Source organism: Pseudomonas sp. B21-056, from assembly GCF_026016325.1.
Lineage (GTDB): Bacteria > Pseudomonadota > Gammaproteobacteria > Pseudomonadales > Pseudomonadaceae > Aquipseudomonas.
On the sequence record NZ_CP087203.1, the window covers coordinates 25,011 to 45,554 of the forward strand.

20 protein-coding genes are annotated in these 20,544 nt (G+C 61.2%); 9 read left to right on the top strand and 11 right to left on the bottom strand.

Annotated features, from left to right (window positions below; all coding sequences use genetic code 11):
* Positions 1-98 precede the first annotated feature (98 nt).
* The 4 genes from LOY67_RS00105 to LOY67_RS00120 form a co-directional block, all read right to left on the bottom strand.
* Positions 99-473 carry a lysozyme inhibitor LprI family protein gene (locus tag LOY67_RS00105; protein ID WP_265065397.1) on the bottom strand — a complete coding sequence of 125 codons (375 nt, stop codon included), beginning with the start codon at positions 471-473 and terminating at the stop codon, positions 99-101.
* A gap of 119 nt (positions 474-592) precedes the next feature.
* Positions 593-1,363 (bottom strand): MetQ/NlpA family ABC transporter substrate-binding protein, encoded by a 771-nt coding sequence (locus LOY67_RS00110; protein ID WP_265065398.1) that lies wholly within the window; start codon positions 1,361-1,363, stop codon positions 593-595.
* Between the two features lie 77 nt (positions 1,364-1,440).
* Positions 1,441-2,103 carry a methionine ABC transporter permease gene (locus LOY67_RS00115; RefSeq protein ID WP_053149304.1) on the bottom strand — a complete coding sequence of 221 codons (663 nt, stop codon included), beginning with the start codon at positions 2,101-2,103 and terminating at the stop codon, positions 1,441-1,443.
* On the bottom strand, positions 2,103-3,110 hold the full coding sequence (locus LOY67_RS00120) for a methionine ABC transporter ATP-binding protein (RefSeq protein ID WP_265065399.1): 1,008 nt from the start codon (positions 3,108-3,110) through the stop codon (positions 2,103-2,105). Before LOY67_RS00120 ends, LOY67_RS00115 begins: the two co-directional genes overlap by 1 nt.
* A gap of 209 nt (positions 3,111-3,319) precedes the next feature.
* Here LOY67_RS00120 and katE point away from each other — a divergent pair, with 209 nt between their 5' ends.
* The gene (gene katE / locus LOY67_RS00125) at positions 3,320-5,458 is read left to right on the top strand and encodes a catalase HPII (protein ID WP_265065400.1); all 2,139 of its coding nucleotides are present in this window, start codon (positions 3,320-3,322) and stop codon (positions 5,456-5,458) included.
* Between the two features lie 135 nt (positions 5,459-5,593).
* Here katE and LOY67_RS00130 read toward each other — a convergent pair whose 3' ends face one another.
* Genes LOY67_RS00130 through zur form a run of 4 tightly spaced genes read right to left on the bottom strand, consistent with a single transcriptional unit; the run spans position 5,594 to position 8,390 of the window.
* A complete protein-coding gene (locus LOY67_RS00130) occupies positions 5,594-6,307 on the bottom strand; it encodes a PA5502 family lipoprotein (RefSeq protein ID WP_265065401.1) in 714 nt (237 codons plus the stop codon).
* A 37-nt stretch (positions 6,308-6,344) separates the two neighbouring features.
* Positions 6,345-7,133: a zinc ABC transporter permease subunit ZnuB gene (znuB, locus tag LOY67_RS00135; protein ID WP_265065402.1), complete on the bottom strand. Its 789-nt coding sequence runs from the start codon at positions 7,131-7,133 to the stop codon at positions 6,345-6,347.
* A complete protein-coding gene (znuC, locus tag LOY67_RS00140) occupies positions 7,126-7,908 on the bottom strand; it encodes a zinc ABC transporter ATP-binding protein ZnuC (protein WP_265065403.1) in 783 nt (260 codons plus the stop codon). Before znuC ends, znuB begins: the two co-directional genes overlap by 8 nt.
* A complete protein-coding gene (gene zur / locus LOY67_RS00145) occupies positions 7,908-8,390 on the bottom strand; it encodes a zinc uptake transcriptional repressor Zur (RefSeq protein ID WP_258629499.1) in 483 nt (160 codons plus the stop codon). The genes znuC and zur overlap by 1 nt, the downstream gene beginning before the upstream one ends.
* Before the next feature lie 66 nt (positions 8,391-8,456).
* Between zur and LOY67_RS00150 the strand changes: the two genes are divergently transcribed.
* On the top strand, positions 8,457-9,380 hold the full coding sequence (locus LOY67_RS00150) for a zinc ABC transporter substrate-binding protein (protein WP_265065404.1): 924 nt from the start codon (positions 8,457-8,459) through the stop codon (positions 9,378-9,380).
* Between the two features lie 192 nt (positions 9,381-9,572).
* Here LOY67_RS00150 and LOY67_RS00155 read toward each other — a convergent pair whose 3' ends face one another.
* Both LOY67_RS00155 and LOY67_RS00160 read right to left on the bottom strand, forming a co-directional pair.
* The gene (locus LOY67_RS00155) at positions 9,573-10,523 is read right to left on the bottom strand and encodes a homoserine kinase (protein WP_265065405.1); all 951 of its coding nucleotides are present in this window, start codon (positions 10,521-10,523) and stop codon (positions 9,573-9,575) included.
* 55 nt (positions 10,524-10,578) lie between these two features.
* On the bottom strand, positions 10,579-10,869 hold the full coding sequence (locus tag LOY67_RS00160) for a DUF2782 domain-containing protein (RefSeq protein WP_041024687.1): 291 nt from the start codon (positions 10,867-10,869) through the stop codon (positions 10,579-10,581).
* Between the two features lie 74 nt (positions 10,870-10,943).
* Between LOY67_RS00160 and polA the strand changes: the two genes are divergently transcribed.
* On the top strand, positions 10,944-13,712 hold the full coding sequence (gene polA / locus LOY67_RS00165) for a DNA polymerase I (protein WP_265065406.1): 2,769 nt from the start codon (positions 10,944-10,946) through the stop codon (positions 13,710-13,712).
* Between the two features lie 354 nt (positions 13,713-14,066).
* On the opposite strand, the gene yihA is transcribed toward polA, so the two are convergent.
* On the bottom strand, positions 14,067-14,708 hold the full coding sequence (gene yihA / locus LOY67_RS00170; protein ID WP_265065407.1) for a ribosome biogenesis GTP-binding protein YihA/YsxC: 642 nt from the start codon (positions 14,706-14,708) through the stop codon (positions 14,067-14,069).
* 191 nt (positions 14,709-14,899) lie between these two features.
* On the opposite strand from yihA, the gene LOY67_RS00175 reads away from it, so the two are divergent.
* From LOY67_RS00175 to LOY67_RS00200, 6 genes are all read left to right on the top strand, one after another.
* Positions 14,900-15,190, top strand: a complete 291-nt coding sequence (locus LOY67_RS00175; protein ID WP_024778410.1) for a c-type cytochrome — start codon at positions 14,900-14,902, stop codon at positions 15,188-15,190.
* Positions 15,191-15,236: 46 nt separating this feature from the next.
* Positions 15,237-15,848: a c-type cytochrome gene (locus LOY67_RS00180; protein ID WP_265065408.1), complete on the top strand. Its 612-nt coding sequence runs from the start codon at positions 15,237-15,239 to the stop codon at positions 15,846-15,848.
* Between the two features lie 196 nt (positions 15,849-16,044).
* Positions 16,045-16,689, top strand: a complete 645-nt coding sequence (locus LOY67_RS00185) for a thiol:disulfide interchange protein DsbA/DsbL (RefSeq protein WP_265065409.1) — start codon at positions 16,045-16,047, stop codon at positions 16,687-16,689.
* Between the two features lie 15 nt (positions 16,690-16,704).
* Positions 16,705-17,583, top strand: a complete 879-nt coding sequence (locus tag LOY67_RS00190) for an endonuclease/exonuclease/phosphatase family protein (protein WP_265065410.1) — start codon at positions 16,705-16,707, stop codon at positions 17,581-17,583.
* The gene (locus tag LOY67_RS00195; protein ID WP_265065411.1) at positions 17,580-19,613 is read left to right on the top strand and encodes a GGDEF domain-containing protein; all 2,034 of its coding nucleotides are present in this window, start codon (positions 17,580-17,582) and stop codon (positions 19,611-19,613) included. Before LOY67_RS00190 ends, LOY67_RS00195 begins: the two co-directional genes overlap by 4 nt.
* Before the next feature lie 102 nt (positions 19,614-19,715).
* A complete protein-coding gene (locus LOY67_RS00200; protein ID WP_265065412.1) occupies positions 19,716-20,495 on the top strand; it encodes an N-acetylmuramoyl-L-alanine amidase in 780 nt (259 codons plus the stop codon).
* Positions 20,496-20,544 lie beyond the last annotated feature (49 nt).

The window sequence follows — 20,544 nt, forward strand, 5'->3', positions numbered from 1 at the left end:
GCAAGTTCCCTCGCTACGATAGCGGGAGGCATTAAATGGGCGTTGCGGGTAAAAAAATGGGACTGCATTCACATGCAACCCCGTTTTTTTGTTTACGGTTACTCGACTTGCGACAGCTTGGCGTCGTCGCAACCGGCCGCACGGCACTCGCGCTCGACAGCTTTGAGTATGACGATACGCGCCTCGGTCTTCTCATTGGCACAGTCCAGGTAGAGCAGGCCGTCGTTGGAACAGGCGTTGTCACGAACTTTGATCCACTGGATCTGAGCGGCTTTCACTTTTTTCTTTTGATCCGGGTTCAGCGCACTCATCGTCTTCTTGTATTGATCATTGATTTCCTGATCCGACTGAACCATTTTCAGCGACGCACAATAGGTTCTGTCATAGGCGTTTCTAGGGTTATCGCAACTCATCGAAAATGCCGATGCGGATGCCGTCGCCAGCAGTGCCCCAACCAACAAAGACTTGATCACTTACTTCTCTCCCTGAATGCCCTCTATTCATTAGAGGTCGTGGCGTGGAATTTATCATGAGTGCAAAAAAAACGGGCCTGCATTCCCACGCAGTCCCGTTTTTTCATCACCCGATCAGATCAAAACGCCGGCAACACCGCGCCTTTGTACTTCTCCAGAATAAAAGCCTTCACTTCCGGGCTATGCAACGCAGCCGCCAGCTTCTTCATCGCCTCGCTGTCCTTGTCATCCTCACGCGCCACCAGGATGTTCACGTAAGGCGAGTCGCTGCCTTCGATCACCAGCGCATCCTTGGACGGATCCAGTTTGGCTTCCAACGCGTAGTTGGTGTTGATCAACGCCAGGTCAACCTGGGTCAGTACACGTGGAATGGTCGCCGCTTCCAGTTCGCGGAATTTCAGGTCCTTGGGGTTATCGACGATGTCCTTGGTGGTCGACAGGATGTTGTTCGCATCCTTCAGCTTGATCACCCCGCCCTTCGCCAGCAGCAACAGCGCACGGCCGCCGTTGGTGGCGTCGTTCGGGATCACTACGTTGGCGCCGCCAGGGAGTTCTTCGAGCTTCTTGTACTTGCTCGAATAAGCGCCCAGGGGTTCCAGGTGCACGCCAGTCACGGCTACCAGATTGGTACCCTTGGCCTTGTTGAATTCATCCAGGTACGGCTGGTGCTGGAAGAAGTTGGCGTCCAGGCGCTTTTCCGCAACCTGTACGTTCGGCTGGATGTAGTCGGTGAAGACCTTGACCTTGAGGTCCACGCCTTCCTTGGCCAGCGCCGGTTTGACGAATTCGAGGATTTCCGCGTGTGGCACCGGCGTTGCCGCGACGGTCAGGGTGTCGGCGTGGGCGGAAAACGCTGCAGCGGCAGCGAAGGCAACCAGTAACTTCTTCATTCAGCTAACTCCTTTTTGGGCGCCCGCTCTCGGCGCCTGCCAGCGAATGGCTGGCTCATGTTTATGGGCGCGAGGCCTTATTTTCTAGAAAAATGCACAACCAATTTGTCGCCCACGGTTTGCAGGACCTGGACCAGCACCAGCAGCAACACGACCGTCACGACCATGACATCGGTCTGGAAACGCTGGTAACCGAACCGGATCGCCAGGTCGCCCAAGCCACCGGCACCGACTACACCGGCCATGGCCGTGTAGGACACCAGCGTAATCGCTGTCACCGTAATCGCCGCAAAGATGCCCGGACGGGCTTCCGGCAGCAAGGCGTTGACGATGATCTGCCGGGTCGTGGCGCCCATGGCCTGGGTCGCTTCGATGATGCCGCGGTCGACTTCGCGCAGGGCGGTTTCCACCAGGCGGGCGAAGAACGGCGTCGCGCCCACCACCAGCGGTGGAATTGCGCCAGCCACGCCCAGCGAGGTGCCGGTAATCAACACCGTGAACGGGATCATCACGATCAACAGGATGATGAACGGCAGCGAGCGCAGGATGTTGACGATCAGTGACAGCAGCGCATAAACGCCGCGGGCCTCGAGCAACTGGCGCGGGCTGCACAGGAACAGCAGCACCCCCAGCGGCAGGCCGAGCAGCACGGTGAACAGCAGCGAGCCGAACAGCATCAGGAAGGTGTCGCCGGTTGCCAGCCAGATTTCCAGCCAGTCGATGTTTGCAAAAAATTCCATCAGCGCAGCACCTCCATATGGACATCGGCCGCGGTGAAGCGGGCGAACGCCGCTTCCATGTCACCGCCAGTGATGGCGAGGGTCAGTTGCCCGTAGGGGGTGTCTTTGATGCGGTCGATACGGCCGGCCAGGATGCTGTAGTCCACGCCGGTTTCCCGGGCGACGGTGCCGAGCAATGGCGCGTAGGTCGCGTCGCCCTGGAACGTCAGACGCACGATGCGCCCCGGTACGTGGGCAAAATCGTCGCGCTGTTCGCCTTCGTCAATCTGCTCGTCTTCCTGGACGAAACGCTTGGTGGTCGGGTGCTTGGGATGCAGGAACACCTCGGCCACCGGCCCTTGCTCGACGATGACGCCGGCGTCCATCACCGCCACTTCATCGCAAACCCGGCGGATCACGTCCATCTCATGGGTGATCAGCACGATGGTCAGCTTCAGCTCGCGGTTGATCTCGGCCAGCAGTTGCAGCACCGATGCGGTGGTCTGTGGGTCCAGGGCACTGGTGGCCTCGTCGCACAGCAGGATCTTGGGCTTGGTCGCAAGGGCGCGGGCGATGCCGACGCGCTGCTTCTGGCCGCCGGACAACTGCGCCGGGTATTTTTTAGCGTGGTCGGACAGGCCTACCCGGGCCAGCAACTCGGCCACTCGTTGGTCGATTTCGCTGCGGGACAATTCGCCGGCCAATGTCAGCGGTAGCGCGACGTTGTCGGCCACGGTTTTGGAGGCCAGCAGATTGAAGTGCTGGAAAATCATCCCGACCTGCTGACGGAAGCGCCGTAGGCCGTTGGCGTCGAGGGCGGTGATTTCTTCACCGTCGACGATGATCTTGCCGCCGCTGGCGTCTTCCAAGCGATTGATCAGACGCAGCAGGGTACTTTTTCCTGCGCCGGAATGACCGATCAGGCCGAAGACCTGACCGTTCTCAATCGTCAGACTGGTCGGATGCAGGGCGGGGATATCCTTACCGGCGACCCGGTAGGTTTTATGGACGTTTTGAAACTCGATCACGTAGCGAACCTTGTGGGGCGCGTTGGAAAAGGGTCAGCGGTTAGCCGGGCGCGCATTTTAGCCTGTCTGTATAGAGGTTCTTAGCATTTATTTGCGATTGAACCTGTCATTTGGCAATAACACGATCAAAGGACATAAAAAAGGAACACGGCAAAGCGGTGTGGGTCACTCCTAAAGCAGCCACAGATTGCCAAGAGGAGATACGCCTGATGAGCACCGACAAGCCCGCCGGCACCCAGAGCCAACTGGCCGGCACCGACACCCTGGATCGCGGCAACACCAATGCCAAGCTCGACAGCCTCGAACCGTTTCGCGCCGACGCCACCGAACAGGCGTTGCGCACCAATCAGGGCGTGAAGATCGCCGACAACCAGAACACTCTCCGCGCTGGCGCCCGTGGGCCCTCGCTGCTGGAAGACTTCATCATGCGTGAAAAGATCACGCATTTTGACCATGAGCGTATCCCGGAGCGCATCGTTCATGCCCGGGGCACTGGGGCTCATGGCTATTTCCAGTGCTATGAAGCGCATTCGGCGCTGACCAAGGCGGGTTTCCTACAGGACCCGAGCAAAAAGACGCCAGTATTCGTGCGTTTTTCCACCGTGCAAGGGCCACGGGGTTCCGGCGACACGGTGCGGGATGTGCGTGGTTTTGCCGTGAAGTTCTTCACCGACGAAGGCAACTTCGACCTGGTGGGCAACAACATGCCGGTGTTTTTCATTCAGGACGCGATCAAGTTTCCCGACTTCGTCCATGCGGTTAAACCCGAACCCCATAACGAGATTCCTACCGGTGGCTCGGCCCACGACACCTTCTGGGATTTTGTCTCGCTGGTGCCGGAATCAGCTCATATGGTCATCTGGGCGATGTCCGACCGGGCCATTCCCAAAAGCCTACGAAGCATGCAAGGCTTTGGCGTGCATACCTTCCGCATGATCAACGCCGAAGGCCGCAGCAGCTTCGTCAAATTCCACTGGCGGCCCACAGTCGGTACCTGTTCATTGGTGTGGGACGAAGCCCAGAAGCTGGCCGGTAAAGATACCGACTACCATCGTCGCGATCTGTGGGAAGCGATCGAGATGGGCGACTACCCGGAATGGGAATTCGGCGTGCAGATCGTTGCCGAGGAAGACGAGCATAAATTCGACTTCGACCTGCTCGACCCGACCAAAATCATTCCTGAAGAACTGGTGCCTATCACGCCATTGGGCAAGATGGTGCTGAACCGCAACCCGGATAACTTCTTTGCCGAAGTGGAGCAGGTCGCTTTCTGCCCTGGGCATATCGTGCCCGGTATCGACTTTTCCAACGATCCCTTGCTGCAAGGTCGACTCTTTTCCTACACCGACACGCAAATCAGCCGACTCGGTGGGCCGAATTTTCATGAGTTGCCGATCAACCGTGCGATCACTCCGGTACACAACGGCCAACGTGACGCCATGCACCGCACCACCATCGACAAGGGGCGTACCTCCTACGAGCCGAACTCCATCGACGGCGGCTGGCCGAAGGAAACCCCACCCGGTCCGCAGGACGGTGGCTTCGAGAGCTACCCGGAACGCATCGACGCCCACAAGATCCGCCAGCGCAGTGACTCGTTCGGGGACCATTTCTCCCAGGCGCGGCTGTTCTACAAGAGCATGAGCCCCCACGAGCAGGAGCACATCATCGCGGCCTATAGCTTCGAACTGGGCAAGGTCGAGCGGGAGTTCATCAGGGCGCGCCAGGTCAACGAGATCCTTGCCAACATCGATTTGGAGCTGGCGGCGCGGGTGGCGAAAAACCTTGGGTTGCCGGCACCCACGGCCTGCACGGTGGATGTACCGACGCCTTCGTTGGAGAAGTCCCCGGCTCTGAGCCAGGCGAACCTGCTGTCCGGTGACATCAAGACCCGCAAGGTCGCGGTGCTGGTGGCGAACGGCGTCGATGGGGCGATCATCGATGCGCTCAAGCAGGCGCTGAAGGCTGAGGGCGCCCATGCCAAAATCCTTGGGCCGACCTCCGCGCCGGTGACCACTGCCGATGGGCAAACCCTACCGGTGGATGCGTCCATGGAAGGCTTGCCGTCGATTGCCTTTGACGCAGTGTTCGTACCGGGTGGCGTGCAATCGATCCAGGCCTTGAGCACTGATGGTGTGGCGTTGCATTACCTGCTGGAAGCCTACAAACACCTGAAGGCTATTGCCCTGAATGGCGAAGCCAGGCAATTGCTGGTGTTGTTGAAGCTGGAGGCGGATGCGGGGCTGATTCCGGATGTGGATGTCGGGAAGTTCGCGGACTTCTTTGCGGCGATTGCCCTGCATCGGGTTTGGGCGCGGGAGCCCAAGGCCAAGGGAATTCCGGCTTGATGCTCGTCTGAAGAGGCTCTGTTGCCTGTAAGGACGCTATCGCGAGCAGGCTCGCTCCCACATTGGGCTTTGTTGTGGATACGAATGTTGTATCCAACACAAAACCCTGTGGGAGCGAGCTTGCTCGCGATGCTTTCAGGATTTACGCGGAGTCAGCACCAACTGCGCCGGCACGCTGCGCAAAATCTGTTTGCGCAGTTTCAAATCAAACCCCGGATCGAGCTTTTTAACCCGCTTGCTCAGCAAGTTCGCCAGCCACGGATAGTCATCGGTGCGCGGCGCCTGGACAGTGACATCACACTGAAAATTCACCACATCAGCGGCAATGGCATCCAATTGGCGGCGCATTTTCTGGATATCGTTGATATTCAGCGCAACCGTGGTGCTTTCGGCGCTGGGGTCGATCACCTTGGCCACCGGTTTGGTTTCGGCAGCCTGGAGGGCAGCTTCGGCTTTATCCAGCTCGACCTTACGGGCCTGGGCGATCGCGCCGTTGACTTCACCGGTCAGTGCTGGCGCCTTGGGCATCAGGGCGCGGGCACGGCTCAGGGCAGTGGCGGCGGCGTTTACATCACCTTTTTGCAGATCGATCTGGCTGCGGCGCAGATACGCCTCGGCCAGTTGCCGCTGATAGGGCTCCAGCGCTGGATCGTCGGGCGTCTGGGCCTGCAATGTGGCCAATTGATCTTCAGCGGTGGCCAGCTCATTGCCGGCCAGGCTTTGTTCCAGTTGTGCGATGGCCGGGCCCCGGGTATCGGGCGCTGCGGTCACTGGCGGCGAACTCTTGCAAGCCCCCAGCAGCAAGGAAAATGCGACAAGGAGCAGATAACGGGAGGCGAACGGCTTCATTCCTGCGACTCTCTATTTGCGCAAAAAGCGAGCAAGTCTACACCCCTCGACGGGGCAGGACAAAACTCAGCAGAAACAACGCCGCGGCGCTGATCACGATCGACGGGCCGGCCGGGGTGTCCTTGAACCAGGAAAGTGCCAAGCCGCCACACACCGCAAGCATGCCCAGCAGGCTCGCGCCCAGTGCCATCTGCTCCGGCGAACGGGCGTGACGTTGTGCCGCGGCCGCCGGAATGATCAGCAATGACGTAATCAGTAACACACCGACGATTTTCATCGCCACGGCAATCACCACAGCGATCAGCAGCATCAGCGCCAGCCGCAGTCCTGTCACGGGCAGGCCTTCGACCCGGGCCAGTTCTTCATGGACGGTGACGGCCAGTAATGGTCGCCAGAGCGCCACCAGCAACAGCAGGACGGCTGCGCTGCCACCCAGGATCCAGGCCAGGTCCGTCGGGCTGATAGCCAGCAGGTCGCCGAACAGATAGGCCATCAGGTCGATCCGCACTTCATGCATGAAGCTCAAGACCACCAGCCCGAGGGACAGGGTGCTGGGCGCCAGGATGCCCAGCAGCGTATCGGACGCCAGCGGCTGGCGTTGTTGCAAGGTCACCAGCACCACCGCCAGCAACAGGCAGCCGACGGTCACCGCCACCGTGGGGCTGATGTCCAACAGGAATCCCAGCGCCACGCCGAGCAATGCCGCGTGGGACAAGGTATCGCCAAAATAGGCCATGCGCCGCCAGACCACGAACGAGCCCAGGGGGCCGGCCACCAGCGCGAGGGCCAGGCCTGCGAGCAGGGCGTACAGCAGAAAATCAGCCATGCTTGCAGCCATCTCCATGAACGTGGGGGGTAACAGGTGCACCGATGACCACCGAACCGTGCAGGTCATGGGCGTGGTCATGGTGGTGGTGATAGATCGCCAGGCTGGGTGCGTTCTTGCCGAACAGCTCGACGAACGCCGGGTCGCCGCTGACCTGCTCGGGATGCCCGGAACAGCAGACGTGACGATTGAGGCAGACCACCTGGTCGGTGGTGCTCATGACCAGGTGAAGATCATGGGAGACCATCAGCACGCCGCAGCCGTGACGGTTGCGCAGGCGAGTGATCAGGCTGTAGAGCTCGGCCTGGCCGGCCACGTCGACCCCTTGTACCGGCTCGTCGAGCACCAGCAGCTCAGGTTCGCGCAGCAGGGCGCGGGCCAGCAGCACGCGCTGCATTTCGCCGCCGGAGATGCTCTGCACCGGACTGTCGATCACTTGCTCGGCACCGACTTCGTTGAGCGCCGCCAAGGCCCGTCCGCGATCCACGCCAGGCACCAGGCGCAGGAAGCGCAATACCGAAAGCGGCAATGTTGGATCGACGTGGAGCTTCTGCGGCATGTAGCCGACCCGCAGCTTCGGTTTGCGCCAGACGCTGCCGCTGTCCGGTTTGAGCAGACCCAGCACGGCGCGCACCAAGGTGGTCTTGCCGGCGCCGTTGGGGCCGATCAGGGTGACGATCTGCCCCGGTTCGACGCTCAGGTGGATGTTGTCCAGCACGTTCTGCCCGGCGAACGTCACGGCCACCTGCTCGAGGCGGATCAAGGCATTGCTCATCAAGCCCCCTGGCAACCGGAGCAGAGACCGACCACTTCGACGGTCTGGCTGTCGACCATGAAGCCGACCTCCTTGGCGCTGGCGACGATAGCGTCGCTGATGGACTTCTGCTCCAACTCGATGGCGGCGTGGCATTCGCGGCAGATCAGGAACTGGCCCTGGTGGGCATGCTCTGGATGATTGCAGCCGACGAAGGCGTTCAGGGAGGAGATGCGGTGTACCAGCCCGTTTTCCAGCAGGAAATCCAGCGCTCGATAAACCGTGGGCGGCGCGGCACGGCGGCCATCCTGTTCACTGAGGACCGCCAGGATGTCGTAGGCACCCAACGGCTTGTGGCTTTGCCAGACCAGTTCCAGCACGCGCCGCCGCAAGGCGGTCAGGCGCAGCCCCTGCCGCGCACAGATGGCATCGGCCTCGGACAGCGCGCTGTGCACGCAGTGGGAGTGATCGTGGGGACGACTGGCGAGGGGTGTAATAGGCATGGGCAGCGACGAGTTCCGTTAGAGACGTTATTATGTTACCCGTTCTCGCCTCTTCGAGTGGTCATCGTGTCCCGATTTTTTTCGCTCTTTGTCGCTTTTGTCGCAAGTTTTCTGCTGATCGGCCCGGCTCAGGCTGAGGTCAAGGTCCTCACCAGCATCAAGCCGCTGCAACTGATTGCCGCTGCGGTGCAGGACGGCGTGGCCGTTCCGGAAGTGCTGCTGCCGCCCGGTGCTTCGCCTCACCACTACGCCTTGCGGCCCTCCGACGTGCGCAAGGTGCAGTCGGTGGACCTGCTCTACTGGATCGGGCCGGACATGGAAGGTTTCCTGCCACGGGTGTTGAACGGTCGTACGCTGCCTTCCGTCGCGGTGCAGGAGCTGCCGGGGCTCAAATTGCGGCATTTTGCCGAGGACAGCCAATCCCATACCGACGATGACGGCGACGAGCATGATCATGACCATCGTCCCGGCACGATCGACGCCCATTTGTGGCTTTCACCGATCAATGCACGGGTGATCGCCGCCAAGATGGCCGCTGACCTGAGCGCTGCCGACCCGGCCAATGCCGCCCGTTATCAAAGCAACCTCCAGGGCTTCAACCAGCGTCTTGATGCCTTGGACACGCGTCTGAAGTCTCGTCTGGCCGGGATTGCGGGCAAGCCCTACTTCGTGTTCCACGAAGCGTTCGATTATTTCGAAGACACCTATGGTCTCAAGCACGCCGGGGTGTTTGCCGTGGCTGCCGAGGTCCAGCCCGGTGCCCAGCATGTGGCGGCGATGCGCACGCGCTTGCAGGCTGTGGGTAAGACCTGCGTGTTCAGCGAACCGCCCCTGCGCCCGCGCCTGGCCGAAACCCTGGTGGCCGGCTTGCCGGTGAAGCTCGCAGAGCTGGATGCGCTGGGCGGCTACACCCCGGCGACGGCGCAGGGGTATGAGCAGTTGCTGGAAAAGCTGGGGAATGATTTGGCGGGGTGCCTGGAGTCGTTGTAACTCCAGTCGCTACACAAACCTGAAGTGAAGGAATTCCTGTGGCGAGGGGATTTATCCCCGCTGGGTTGCGAAGCAGCCCCAACAGACCTTCTCCAATCAATCTGACACGCCGGGGTAGCAGGTTTTAGGGCTGCTGCGCAGCCCAGCGGGGATAAATCCCCTCGCCACAGGGTTCTGTGTTCGGCAGGCAGGTTATAAGGCAAAAGGCAGCGGCGTATGAACATCCTGCCGCTGCGCCAACCGGTGCTGGAACTCCATCGGATCGTGAATCAACACATCCTGCCCGGCAAAGGATTCGGCGGCGATCAAGCGTGACAGCCAGAACCGCACGCAGGCCACGCGCAGCATGGTCGGCCATAGCTCGGCCTCGGCGGCGGTGAAGGGCCGCAGGGCTGCATAAGCCCCCAGCAACGCCCGCGCCCTGGGGCCATCGAGCACACCGTCGTCATCCGAACACCAGTCGTTCAGGGCAATGGCGACGTCATACAGCATCGGCCCGGAACAGGCGTTGTAGAAGTCGATCAACCCGGTCAGGTGTGTGCCTTCGAACATGGCGTTGTCGCGGAACAGGTCCGCGTGGATGTTGGCGCGGGGCAGCGCGAGGATGCCGGTTTTCTGCAGCGCGATTTCGTCCAGCGCCGCTTTCAACAGCCGACGGGGCTCGGTATCGAGGTGTGACAGCAGCTTTGCGCCCTCCTCCTGCATCCAGTCCAGGCCGCGATCGGTCTTGCGCTTGATCATGTTGGCCTGGGTGGCCAGGTGCAGATGCGCCAGCAACTCGCCGACCTGGGCGCAATGCTGCGCGTTGGCCTGCTTGATGTGCTTGCCGGCCAGGCGCGGTTGCAGCAGCGCGGGTTTGCCGGCCAGCTCCCTGAGCGCAACGCCGTCGGTGGTGCGCAAGGCATAAGGCACTGGCAGGGCGGCCTCATGCAGGACATCGAGCAGCTCGATGAAGAACGGCATTTCCTGCACCGGGCCGCGCTCGACCAGGGTCAGGACGAATTCGCCCTGCTCCAGGCTGATAAAGAAATTGGTGTTTTCGCTGCCAGCGGCGATCCCCTGGAAATCAAGCAGGCGGCCGAGCCCGTAAGGGGCGAGAAAGGTTTCCAGCTCGGGCCGAGCCAGGGGGGTGAACACAGACATGGTTAAAACTGCCAGTACGGGCGCCCTGCAGCGGGCGCCGGTTGAAATTGGGAAACTACTTCCACTCGAAGATCTTCCACGACGGGATCAGCATATCCGGTTGGTCCGAACGGATGAAGTTTGCATCAGTGCCGTCGGCGCGTACCAGGAAATAAGGCTTGCCGTGCTTGGGCGTGACCTTGATCGCATACAGGAAACCGTTTTGCCGGTACTCCTGAATGGTCTTGTCGCCTTCCGTGCGAATGGTGACGTCCGGGTCCGCCGAAGGTGCGTCGTCCGCCGCCATGACGGTAAGCGGGGTGATCGCAAACAAGCCAGCCAGTAACAGGCGATTTAGTGTACGCATGATAACCTTGTCCCTTTGTCGTCAACGGTCCCGCTATTCTAGCCCCGGACCCGCCGAAAAGGTTGATCCTGCTCATGAGCCAAGCCCCCCTCGTCCTGGTGGACGGTTCTTCTTATCTATACCGCGCTTTTCATGCGCTGCCACCGCTGACCACGTCCAAAGGCCTGCCGACCGGTGCGGTCAAGGGCGTGCTGAACATGCTCAAGAGCCTGCGCAAGCAGTATCCGGACAGCCCGTTCGCTGTAGTGTTCGACGCCAAGGGTGGGACCTTTCGCGATGCGCTGTACGCCGAATACAAGGCCAACCGCCCGAGCATGCCCGACGACATGCGCGTGCAGATCGAGCCGCTGCACGCCAGCGTCAAGGCCCTGGGCTTCCCGCTGCTGTGCGTGGACAACGTCGAAGCCGACGACGTAATTGGCACTTTGGCCCGTAGCAGCGCCGCAGCCGACCGCCCGGTGGTGATCTCCACCGGTGACAAGGACATGGCTCAATTGGTCGACGGGCACATTACCTTGGTCAATACCATGACCGGTAGCGCGCTGGACGTGGCTGGCGTGAAGGAGAAATTTGGTGTCGCTCCGGAGCAGATCATCGATTATCTGGCATTGATGGGCGATTCTTCCGACAACATCCCGGGCGTTCCGGGAATCGGGCCAAAGACCGCCTCCGGCTTGCTGGTAGGCGTCAACGGCGGCCTGACCGAGCTGTATGCACAACTGGACATCGTCGCCACGTTGCCGATCCGTGGCGCCAAGACCCTGGCCCCCAAGCTCGAAGAACACAAGGAAATGGCTTTCCTGTCCTACGAACTGGCGACCATCAAGACCGACGTGCCGCTGGATGTCGGCCTCGACGACTTGCAAATGGGGCCACCGGACCACGAGAAACTCGCCGAGCTGTATACCCTGCTGGAATTCAAGAGCTGGTTCGAAGAGAACCAGCGAGACGCCAAGCGTTCCGGCCAGGAAATCGTCGAAGTGGCCGATGAGCAACCCGGCGGCGCGGAGGCGAAGTACGAAGTCATTCTCGATCAGGCGCGCTTCGACGCCTGGCGGACCAAGCTGGAAAAGGCGCCGCTGTTTGCGTTCGTCACCGAAACCAACGGTGACGATCCCCAGCATGCACAACTGGTAGGACTATCGTTTGCCGTGGCGGCCCACGAAGCGGCCTACATCCCGCTGACCCACTCCTACATGGGCGTGCCGGAGCAGTTGGACCGTGACACGGTGCTCAAGGCCCTCAAGCCCTTGTTGGAAAACCCCAACAAACTCAAGGTCGGCCAGCACGCCAAGTTCGAGACCAACATCCTGGCCAACTGCGCCATCGGTGGTGATCAGGACAACGGCATCCTGGTTCAAGGCATTGCCTTCGACACCATGCTCGAATCCTACGTGCTGGACTCCACCGCGACCCGTCACGACATGGACAGCCTGGCGCTCAAGTACCTGGGACAAAGCAAGACCGATTTCCAGGACATCGCCGGCAAAGGCGTCAAACAGCTGACCTTCGACCAGATCTCCCTGGAACTGGCCGGCCCCTATGCCGCCGAAGACGCGGACGTGGCCTTCCGTCTGCATCAGGCCTTGCAGGAAAAACTGGCGGCGATCCCGAGCCTGGGCAAAGTGCTCGCCGACATCGAAATGCCGCTGATGCCGGTGCTGGCACGTATCGAGCGCCAGGGTGCGCTGGTGGATGCCAACCTGCTGGGCGTGCAGAGTGTCGAACTTGGCGAAAAGCTGGTGGCGCTGGAGCGTGAGGCGTTTGCCATCGCCGGAGAGGAATTCAACCTCGGCTCGCCGAAGCAATTGGGCGTGATCCTGTACGAAAAGCTCGGCTTGCCGGTGCTCAGCAAAACCGCCAAGGGCCAGGCATCCACCGCCGAGGCGGTGCTCGCCGAACTGGCCGAGCAGGATTATCCGCTGCCCAAAGTACTGATGCAGTACCGCTCACTGAGCAAGCTCAAGAGCACCTACACCGATCGTCTGCCGGAGCAGATCAACAGCCGCACCGGCCGCGTCCACACCAACTATCAACAGGCCGTTGCCGCGACCGGGCGACTGTCGTCCATCGATCCGAACCTGCAGAACATTCCAATCCGTACCGCCGAAGGCCGACGGATCCGTCAGGCGTTCGTCGCACCGAAAGGCTACAAGCTGCTGGCGGCGGACTACTCGCAGATCGAACTGCGGATCATGGCGCACCTGGCCAAGGACGAAGGCCTGCTCCATGCATTCCGCAATGACCTGGACGTGCACCGGGCCACGGCCGCCGAGGTTTTCGGCGTCGAGCTGGACGCCGTCAGCCATGACCAGCGCCGCAGCGCCAAGGCGATCAACTTCGGCTTGATCTACGGCATGAGCGCGTTTGGCCTCGCCAAACAGATCGGTGTCGATCGCAAGCAGTCCCAGGCCTACATCGACCGCTACTTCGCCCGCTACCCGGGCGTGCTGGAGTACATGGAGCGCACCCGCGCCCAGGCTGCCGAGCAGGGGTTCGTCGAAACCATTTTCGGTCGCCGGTTGTACCTGCCGGACATCAACGCGAAGAACCCGGCGCTGCGCAAAGGCGCCGAGCGCACAGCGATCAACGCGCCGATGCAAGGCACCGCCGCCGACATCATCAAGAAAGCGATGGTGGCCGTGGATCGCTGGTTGTCGACCTCAGGGCTGGACGCCAGGGTGATCCTGCAGGTGCACGACGAACTGGTACTGGAAGTACGGGAAGACCTGGTCGAGCAGGTCAGCCAGGAGATTCGCCAGCACATGAGCGCCGCCACCACGCTGGACGTGCCGTTGCTGGTGGAAGTGGGCGTGGGGAACAACTGGGATGAGGCGCACTGAGAAGTAGCCCCCTGGCTATAGAGAGACCCTGTGGCGAGGGAGCTTGCTCCCGCTGGGTGGCGCAGCCGCCCCAAAGCCCTTGTGAGCGCTTCGCACTCAAGCGGCCACTCGCCACAGTTGAATGTCAGCGCCTGGGGGGTAAGACATTTCCTAAGGCAATTTCAAAAAATAATCTGAACTAAACCCATGAAATGCGACTCAGAGATTCTGAATGGCTGGTGAAGCCCTTCAATGCTCCTATGTTGTGTTAAGTGTTGGCAGATATCTGGACCCCGCCCTAGCGGTCCGGAACTTGGACCCCGAACTTCCCCCTCCCCATACGAAGTCCGGGGTTTTTTTTGCCTGCGATTCGGCTTACTCGGCCGCTTCGCTGCCCTTGTCCGCCAGTTCCATCCAGTCGGCCAGCACGGTGTAGGCCTCTTCCAGGCCCATGCGCTTGGGTGCCGAGAACAGCTGGATTGTGATCGCATCACCCCAGCCCTTGCGGATTTGCGACTGCACCTTGAGCAGTGTGTTCTTGGCCGCGCCGTAGGTGAGCTTGTCCGCCTTGGTCAGCAGGATGTGCATGGGCATGCCGCTGGCGACCGCCCAGTCGAGCATCAGCGTGTCGAAGTCGGTCATCGGATGGCGGATGTCCATCATCAGGATCAACCCCTTCAGACTCTCGCGGCTGCCCAGATAGGCTTCCAGGTGGCGTTGCCAGTGTTGCTTGAGCGGAATCGGCACCTTGGCGTAGCCGTAGCCGGGCAGGTCGACCAAACGGCGTTCATCGTCTAGCTTGAAGAAGTTCAACAGCTGTGTGCGACCCGGGGTTTTCGAGGTGCGTGCCAGGCTCGCATGGGTCAGGGTGTTCAGCGCGCTGGATTTGCCGGCGTTGGAACGCCCGGCAAAGGCCACTTCGTAGCCTTCGTCGTCGGGGCATTGATCGACTTTGGCGGCGCTGAGCATGAAGGTGGACTGTTGGCACAGGCCAAGGATGGGGTTCTTCAGTTGCATGGGATTTCCGATGTGGGCGGCGTCGGGAATGGACGCGGCAAGCTGTGTCGTTTCCGTTTCAGTGACGCCAGTATATAATGCCGCAGATTTTGTGTGCGCTTTGTCCCAGCGAAGGATGAGGTTCACGAGAGCGACCGACCTAAATTGCGCATCAGAACGCAGCTTGCTCTCAACCCTGAAAAGGTCGTTTTATGACGAAATGGCTGCTAGCTGCCGGTGTCCTGATGCCGCTTTACAGCGCTCAGGCTACACAGGATCCGGAAGCTGTGTACAACCGTGTTTGTGGTGCCTGTCATTCCGGCCAACTCCCAACGGCGCCCCGCAAGGGCGATCAGGAAGCTTGGACGCCGAGGTTGGCGAAAGGTATGGGGACGCTGGTGCAACACGTGACCCAGGGTTTCAAGGCGATGCCGCCGCGTGGTTTGTGCATGGACTGCAGTGCCGAGGATTACCAAGCCATCATCCAGTGGATGAGCGAGTGAACCCGGCCCATAACTCTTTAACCCTTAGCCGTAGTTGGATTAGCTGATGAACAAACTGATCGTGAGTCTGCTGTTGACCTTGGGGATATCCGGCGTAGCCCACGCCGCAGGCGATGCCGCCGCCGGCCAGGCGAAAGCCGCCGTATGCGGGGCCTGCCACGGGCCGGATGGCAACAGCGCAGCGCCAAACTTTCCGAAACTGGCGGGCCAGGGCGAACGCTACCTGACCAAGCAACTGCACGACATCAAGTCGGGCAAGCGCACCGTCCTGGAAATGACCGGCCTGCTGACCAACCTGAGCGATCAGGACCTGTCGGACATCGCGGCCTATTTCGCCAGCCAGAAAGGCAGCGTCGGCGCCGCCGACCAGAAACTCGTGGCACGCGGTGAGAAGCTGTTCCGTGGCGGCGACCTGGAAAAAGGCCTGCCGGCCTGCACCGGTTGCCATTCGCCGAACGGTGCCGGCAACGCCGCTGCCGGCTTCCCGCACCTGGGTGGCCAGCATGCCCAGTACGTGGCCAAGCAACTGACCGACTTCCGCAAGGAAGACGGCGGGCGTGCCAACGACGGCGACGCGATGACCATGCGTACCATCGCCCGCAAGCTGAGCGACGAAGATATCGCAGCGGTGGCCAGCTACATCCAGGGCCTGCACTAAGGTCTTTGGGCGGCGTTGCGAGGGGTGTACACCGCTTGTAACGTTAACGCTCGATTAATCTGTCGATGCAAGCATGAAAAGGGTGGCTTTGGCCGCCCTTTTTTGTGGCCGCTGCCGTTACACTAAGAACTTGAACCCGCCATGGTCTGTCTGACAACACACCTTGCGAGGCCACCTATTTGTCCAGGAGTAAAGCATGCGTAATCTGATCATCAGCGCCGCGCTCGTCGTCGCCAGCCTGTTCGGCATCGGCGCTCAAGCCAACGCCGAGGAATCGAATGCCCCTTACGTCGAGTTGAGCAATCCGGTTCCGGTAGCCGTGCCCGGCAAGATCGAAGTGGTGGAGCTGTTCTGGTATGGCTGCCCGCATTGCTACGCGTTCGAGCCGGTGATCAACCCGTGGGTTGATAAGCTGCCTTCGGACGTGAACTTCGTCCGCATCCCTGCCATGTTCGGCGGCCCATGGGATGCCCACGGCCAGATGTTCCTGACCCTCGAAGCCATGGGCGTCGAGCACAAGGTTCACGCGGCGGTGTTCAACGCGATCCAGAAGGAACATAAAAAGCTGACTGACAAAGATGACATGGCAGACTTCCTGGCAACCCAGGGCGTAGACAAGGAGAAATTCCTGGCGACCTTCGACTCTTTCGCCGTGAAGGGCCAAATTGTCAAAGCCAAGGAGCTGGCGAAGAAGTACGAGATCACCGGCGTACCGACCATGATCGTCAATGGCAAATACCGCTTTGACATCGGCTCTGCCGGCGGCGCAGACCAAGCCTTGCAACTGGCTGACAAGCTGGTCGCCAAGGAGCGAGCGGCGACCAAGGCTGTTGCCAACTAAGCGCGGCCCACGCCCATGGCCCGTTGGAGCACCGAGCGTATCGTTGGCCTGCATGAACCGCGGGTCAACGAGCATCATGTCGCGTCCACGGGCCTGCCCGCCGACAGTCGCCTGCGACTGCTCAGTTTCAACATCCAGGTGGGCATCAGCACCGAACGCTACCGGCATTACCTGACCCGGGGTTGGCAACATCTGCTGCCCCACACCGGGCGTGCCGGTAACCTGCAGAAAATCGGCGACCTGCTGAAGGATTTCGACCTGGTGGCCCTGCAAGAAGCCGATGGCGGCAGCCTGAGGTCGGGCTATGTCAATCAGGTGGAGCATCTGGCCCAACTGGGCGCGTTTCCCTACTGGTATCAACAACTCAATCGCAACCTCGGCCGTCTCGCCCAGCACAGCAATGGCGTGTTGAGTCGCCTGCGGCCGTGGGCGATCGAAGACCATCCGCTGCCGGGCCCCAAGGGGCGCGGAGCGATCCTGGCGCGCTTCGGCGAAGGGCCGGAGGCGTTGGTTGTGGTCATGATGCACCTGGCCCTCGGGGCGCGTACCCGGGCGATGCAACTGGCCTATATCCGCGAGTTGATCGGCGGCTATAAGCATCAGGTGCTGATGGGCGACATGAACACCCACGCCAATGACCTGTTGCAGACCTCGCCCCTGCGCGATCTCGGCCTGCTTGCGCCACAACTTGAAGCAACATTCCCCAGCTGGCGCCCCCAGCGCTGCCTGGACCATATCCTGCTGAGCCCGACCCTGACCCTTGAGCGTGTCGAGGTCCTGGCCCAGCCCATTTCCGATCACCTGCCGGTTGCAGTCGAAATTCGTCTACCGGGTTCGCTCACGGCTGACGCATTTCCTGCGCTGAGTTCTGCCCCTTGCGGACCCGATGAATGAGCGACGACGCCGAACGCTGGAGAGAGAAGTACTTCAAGAGCATTGAACAGCAGGAAAAGCTCGAGCGCCGCTGGGATGCCCGGCTCGACTTGCTGCGTCGTGGCCTGGTGCGCAGCACCCTGGCCGCCGAGGGCACGGACCGGGCCGTTGATCAATGCATGAAAGAGATGCGCGAAGTGGTGCGCACCGACGACATGGACGCCGCCCTCGCCGCCCTCTTGCCGCGCCTGGAAAAAGCCGTGCTGGATTCCGAGCAGCGCCGCGAGACCCGGGTCGAACAGATGAGCACCGCATTGACCGCCCTGGTCGCTCAGCTACAGACCCTGCCGCTGCCGAAAGACGTTCGTCGACCGCTGAAAGTGTTTGCCAAGCATCTGGAGGCACGGGTCGGCCAGGCTCGGGAAATTCCCCTGTTGCTTAGCGAATTGAGCAGCTTGCAGGGCAAGGCGCTGAATGCATTGGAGGCACCTGCCGAAGCGAGTCGTCCCGGCCTGCTGCAACGGCTGTTTGGTGGTCATGGTCACGAAGATGCGGCCGCCCAGCCGCACGAAGCCGCTCCGGTCAACGTTGCGCCTGTGGCTGCGACGCCAGTGACCGAAGCGCCACCGCCGGTGCCAATGCAGCCGACGGCCGTTCCTGCACCTGTCATTGGGCCAGTGGAGCAGGCTCAGCCCATCGCTGAAACGCCCGAACCGGCTGCCTTCATTCCGCCGATAGTCGAACCCGCTCCAAAGCCCGTGACCGACATCGCGCAGCCGGTCCTCGAGCCAGAGGAAGCCAGCGAACCGGTACCGACTGTCACGGAGCCTACGGTCGCCGCCGCGCTAGAGAATCCCGACGAGCAGGCCTCCGAGGCGCCGTCACCCGGGTTGGAGGCAATACCGTCAGCTGATACAGAGCCTGATGAGCCTTCGACAACCGTTGCGCCACTGCCCGCTGATCCGGATGAGGCCCATTACGCCCTGCCCGACTCCCCGGAACCTTCCTACAGTTCGGTGGCCAAGCATATCGAAGACACCCTGCTGGGCCTGCTGGGTGACCTGACCCTGCCCGAGCGTCATCGCCCGCAAGCCGAGGCCATGGGTGAACGTCTGCGAAATGGTTTGAACTGGTACGAGTTACTGCCGATTCTCGACGATTTCGCCACGCTCATGCTGGCCATCACCGACAGCGGCCAGCATGAATTCGAAGCGTATCTGCAACGCCTCAATGATCGGCTGGAGTCGTTCCAGGGCAGCTTGCGCGCTGCCAGTGAAGGCCACGCGGACAATCTCTCGGCCTCCCGGGAAATGGACACCCAGATTCGCGAGCAGGTCGATGGCCTGCAAAGCAGCGTGCAGGAAGCCGATGACCTGGAAGGGCTCAAGCAGGTGCTGGAAAACCATCTGGAAGGCCTGCTCGGTACGATGGACCAGCACCAGAAGCAGCGTGACCAGCGCGAGCAGGAAGTCTCCAGCCGCCTCAAGAGCCTGGCCGAGCGCGTTGCGGTGATGGAGCAGGAAGCCCAGGTCGTGCGTGAGAATCTCGAAGAGCAGCGGCAGAAGGCGCTGATCGACCCACTCACCGGGTTGCCCAACCGTGCCGCCTGGACCGAGCGGCTCGAACACGAGGTCGCTCAGTGGCAGCGGCACGGCAACAGCTTGCTGCTGGCGATGCTCGACCTCGATCACTTCAAACGAATCAATGACAACTATGGGCACCTGGCCGGTGACCGGGTGTTGAAGCTCATCGCCAATGTGCTGCGCAGGCGCCTGCGGGGCAGCGACTTCATCGCTCGTTTTGGCGGCGAGGAATTTGTCCTGCTGGTGCCCGACACGCCCCTGGCGGCGGGTGCCAAACTGGCCGAGGGCCTGCGGGCAGCCATCGAAGCCTGTCCGTTTCACTTCAAGGGCGAGCCGGTAACCATTACCGTGTCCATGGGCATGACCGCATTCAAACAGGGTGAACACAGCGATCTGGTGCTTAAAAGAGCCGATCAGGCGCTATATCGAGCAAAAACCGCCGGGCGTAACCGAGTGGAACTGGGCTGAGGGCAATTGTTCCATTTTGTTTAATCTCGAAGGCAAGCCAGACCCTTGTCCAGTGATACGTTACACTGTTGCATTATTCGCCATCCGTAAATGCACTGCGCCATGAAAATCGTTCCGATCATTGTCTTTTTGCTGGCCCTGGCCGGTTGCGCCAGCGGGCCCCGGCTTGATACCAGTCACCCGTCGGCCAACCAGGACAGCCGTATCCAGTTTGTCGTGGTGCATTACACCTCAGCCTCCCTGGAACGGTCCCTGGCGCTGCTGACCCATGGCGAAGTCAGTGCCCATTACCTGATCGGTGACGACAAGAACGCGACCATCTACAAGCTGGTGGACGAAAGCCGGCGGGCCTGGCACGCCGGAGAAAGCGAATGGCAAGGCCGGACCTGGCTCAACTCCAGCTCCATCGGCATCGAGATCGTCAACCCGGGGTACGTCGACACCCCCACCGGGCGTCTCTGGTACCCCTATAGCGAAGCCCAGGTCCAATCCTTGATCGTATTGCTCAAGGACATTACCCGGCGCAACGCGATCAACCCGATCAACATCATTGGACACAGCGACATCGCTCCCCTGCGCAAGCTTGATCCGGGGCCGTTGTTCCCCTGGAAGCGCCTGGCCGAAGCAGGCCTGGGCGTCTGGCCCGATGAACAGGCCGTGGCGCGCCAGCAGGCGTTCTTCCTGACGCAGCTACCGAGCGCCACCTGGTTCCAGACCGAGCTGGCCCGCCTCGGCTATCCGACACCCCGGACCGGCGAATGGGATGTGGCTACCCGCCACGTGCTGGCTGCCTTCCAGATGCGTTATCGACCGGCCCGGTTCGACGGTACGCCCGACGCGCAAAGTGCGGCGATTCTGCAGGTGCTCACCCAGACAAAATAATGACGCTTGTCCGACGGTGAGCGCGAGATCCCAATCAGGGGCTATAACT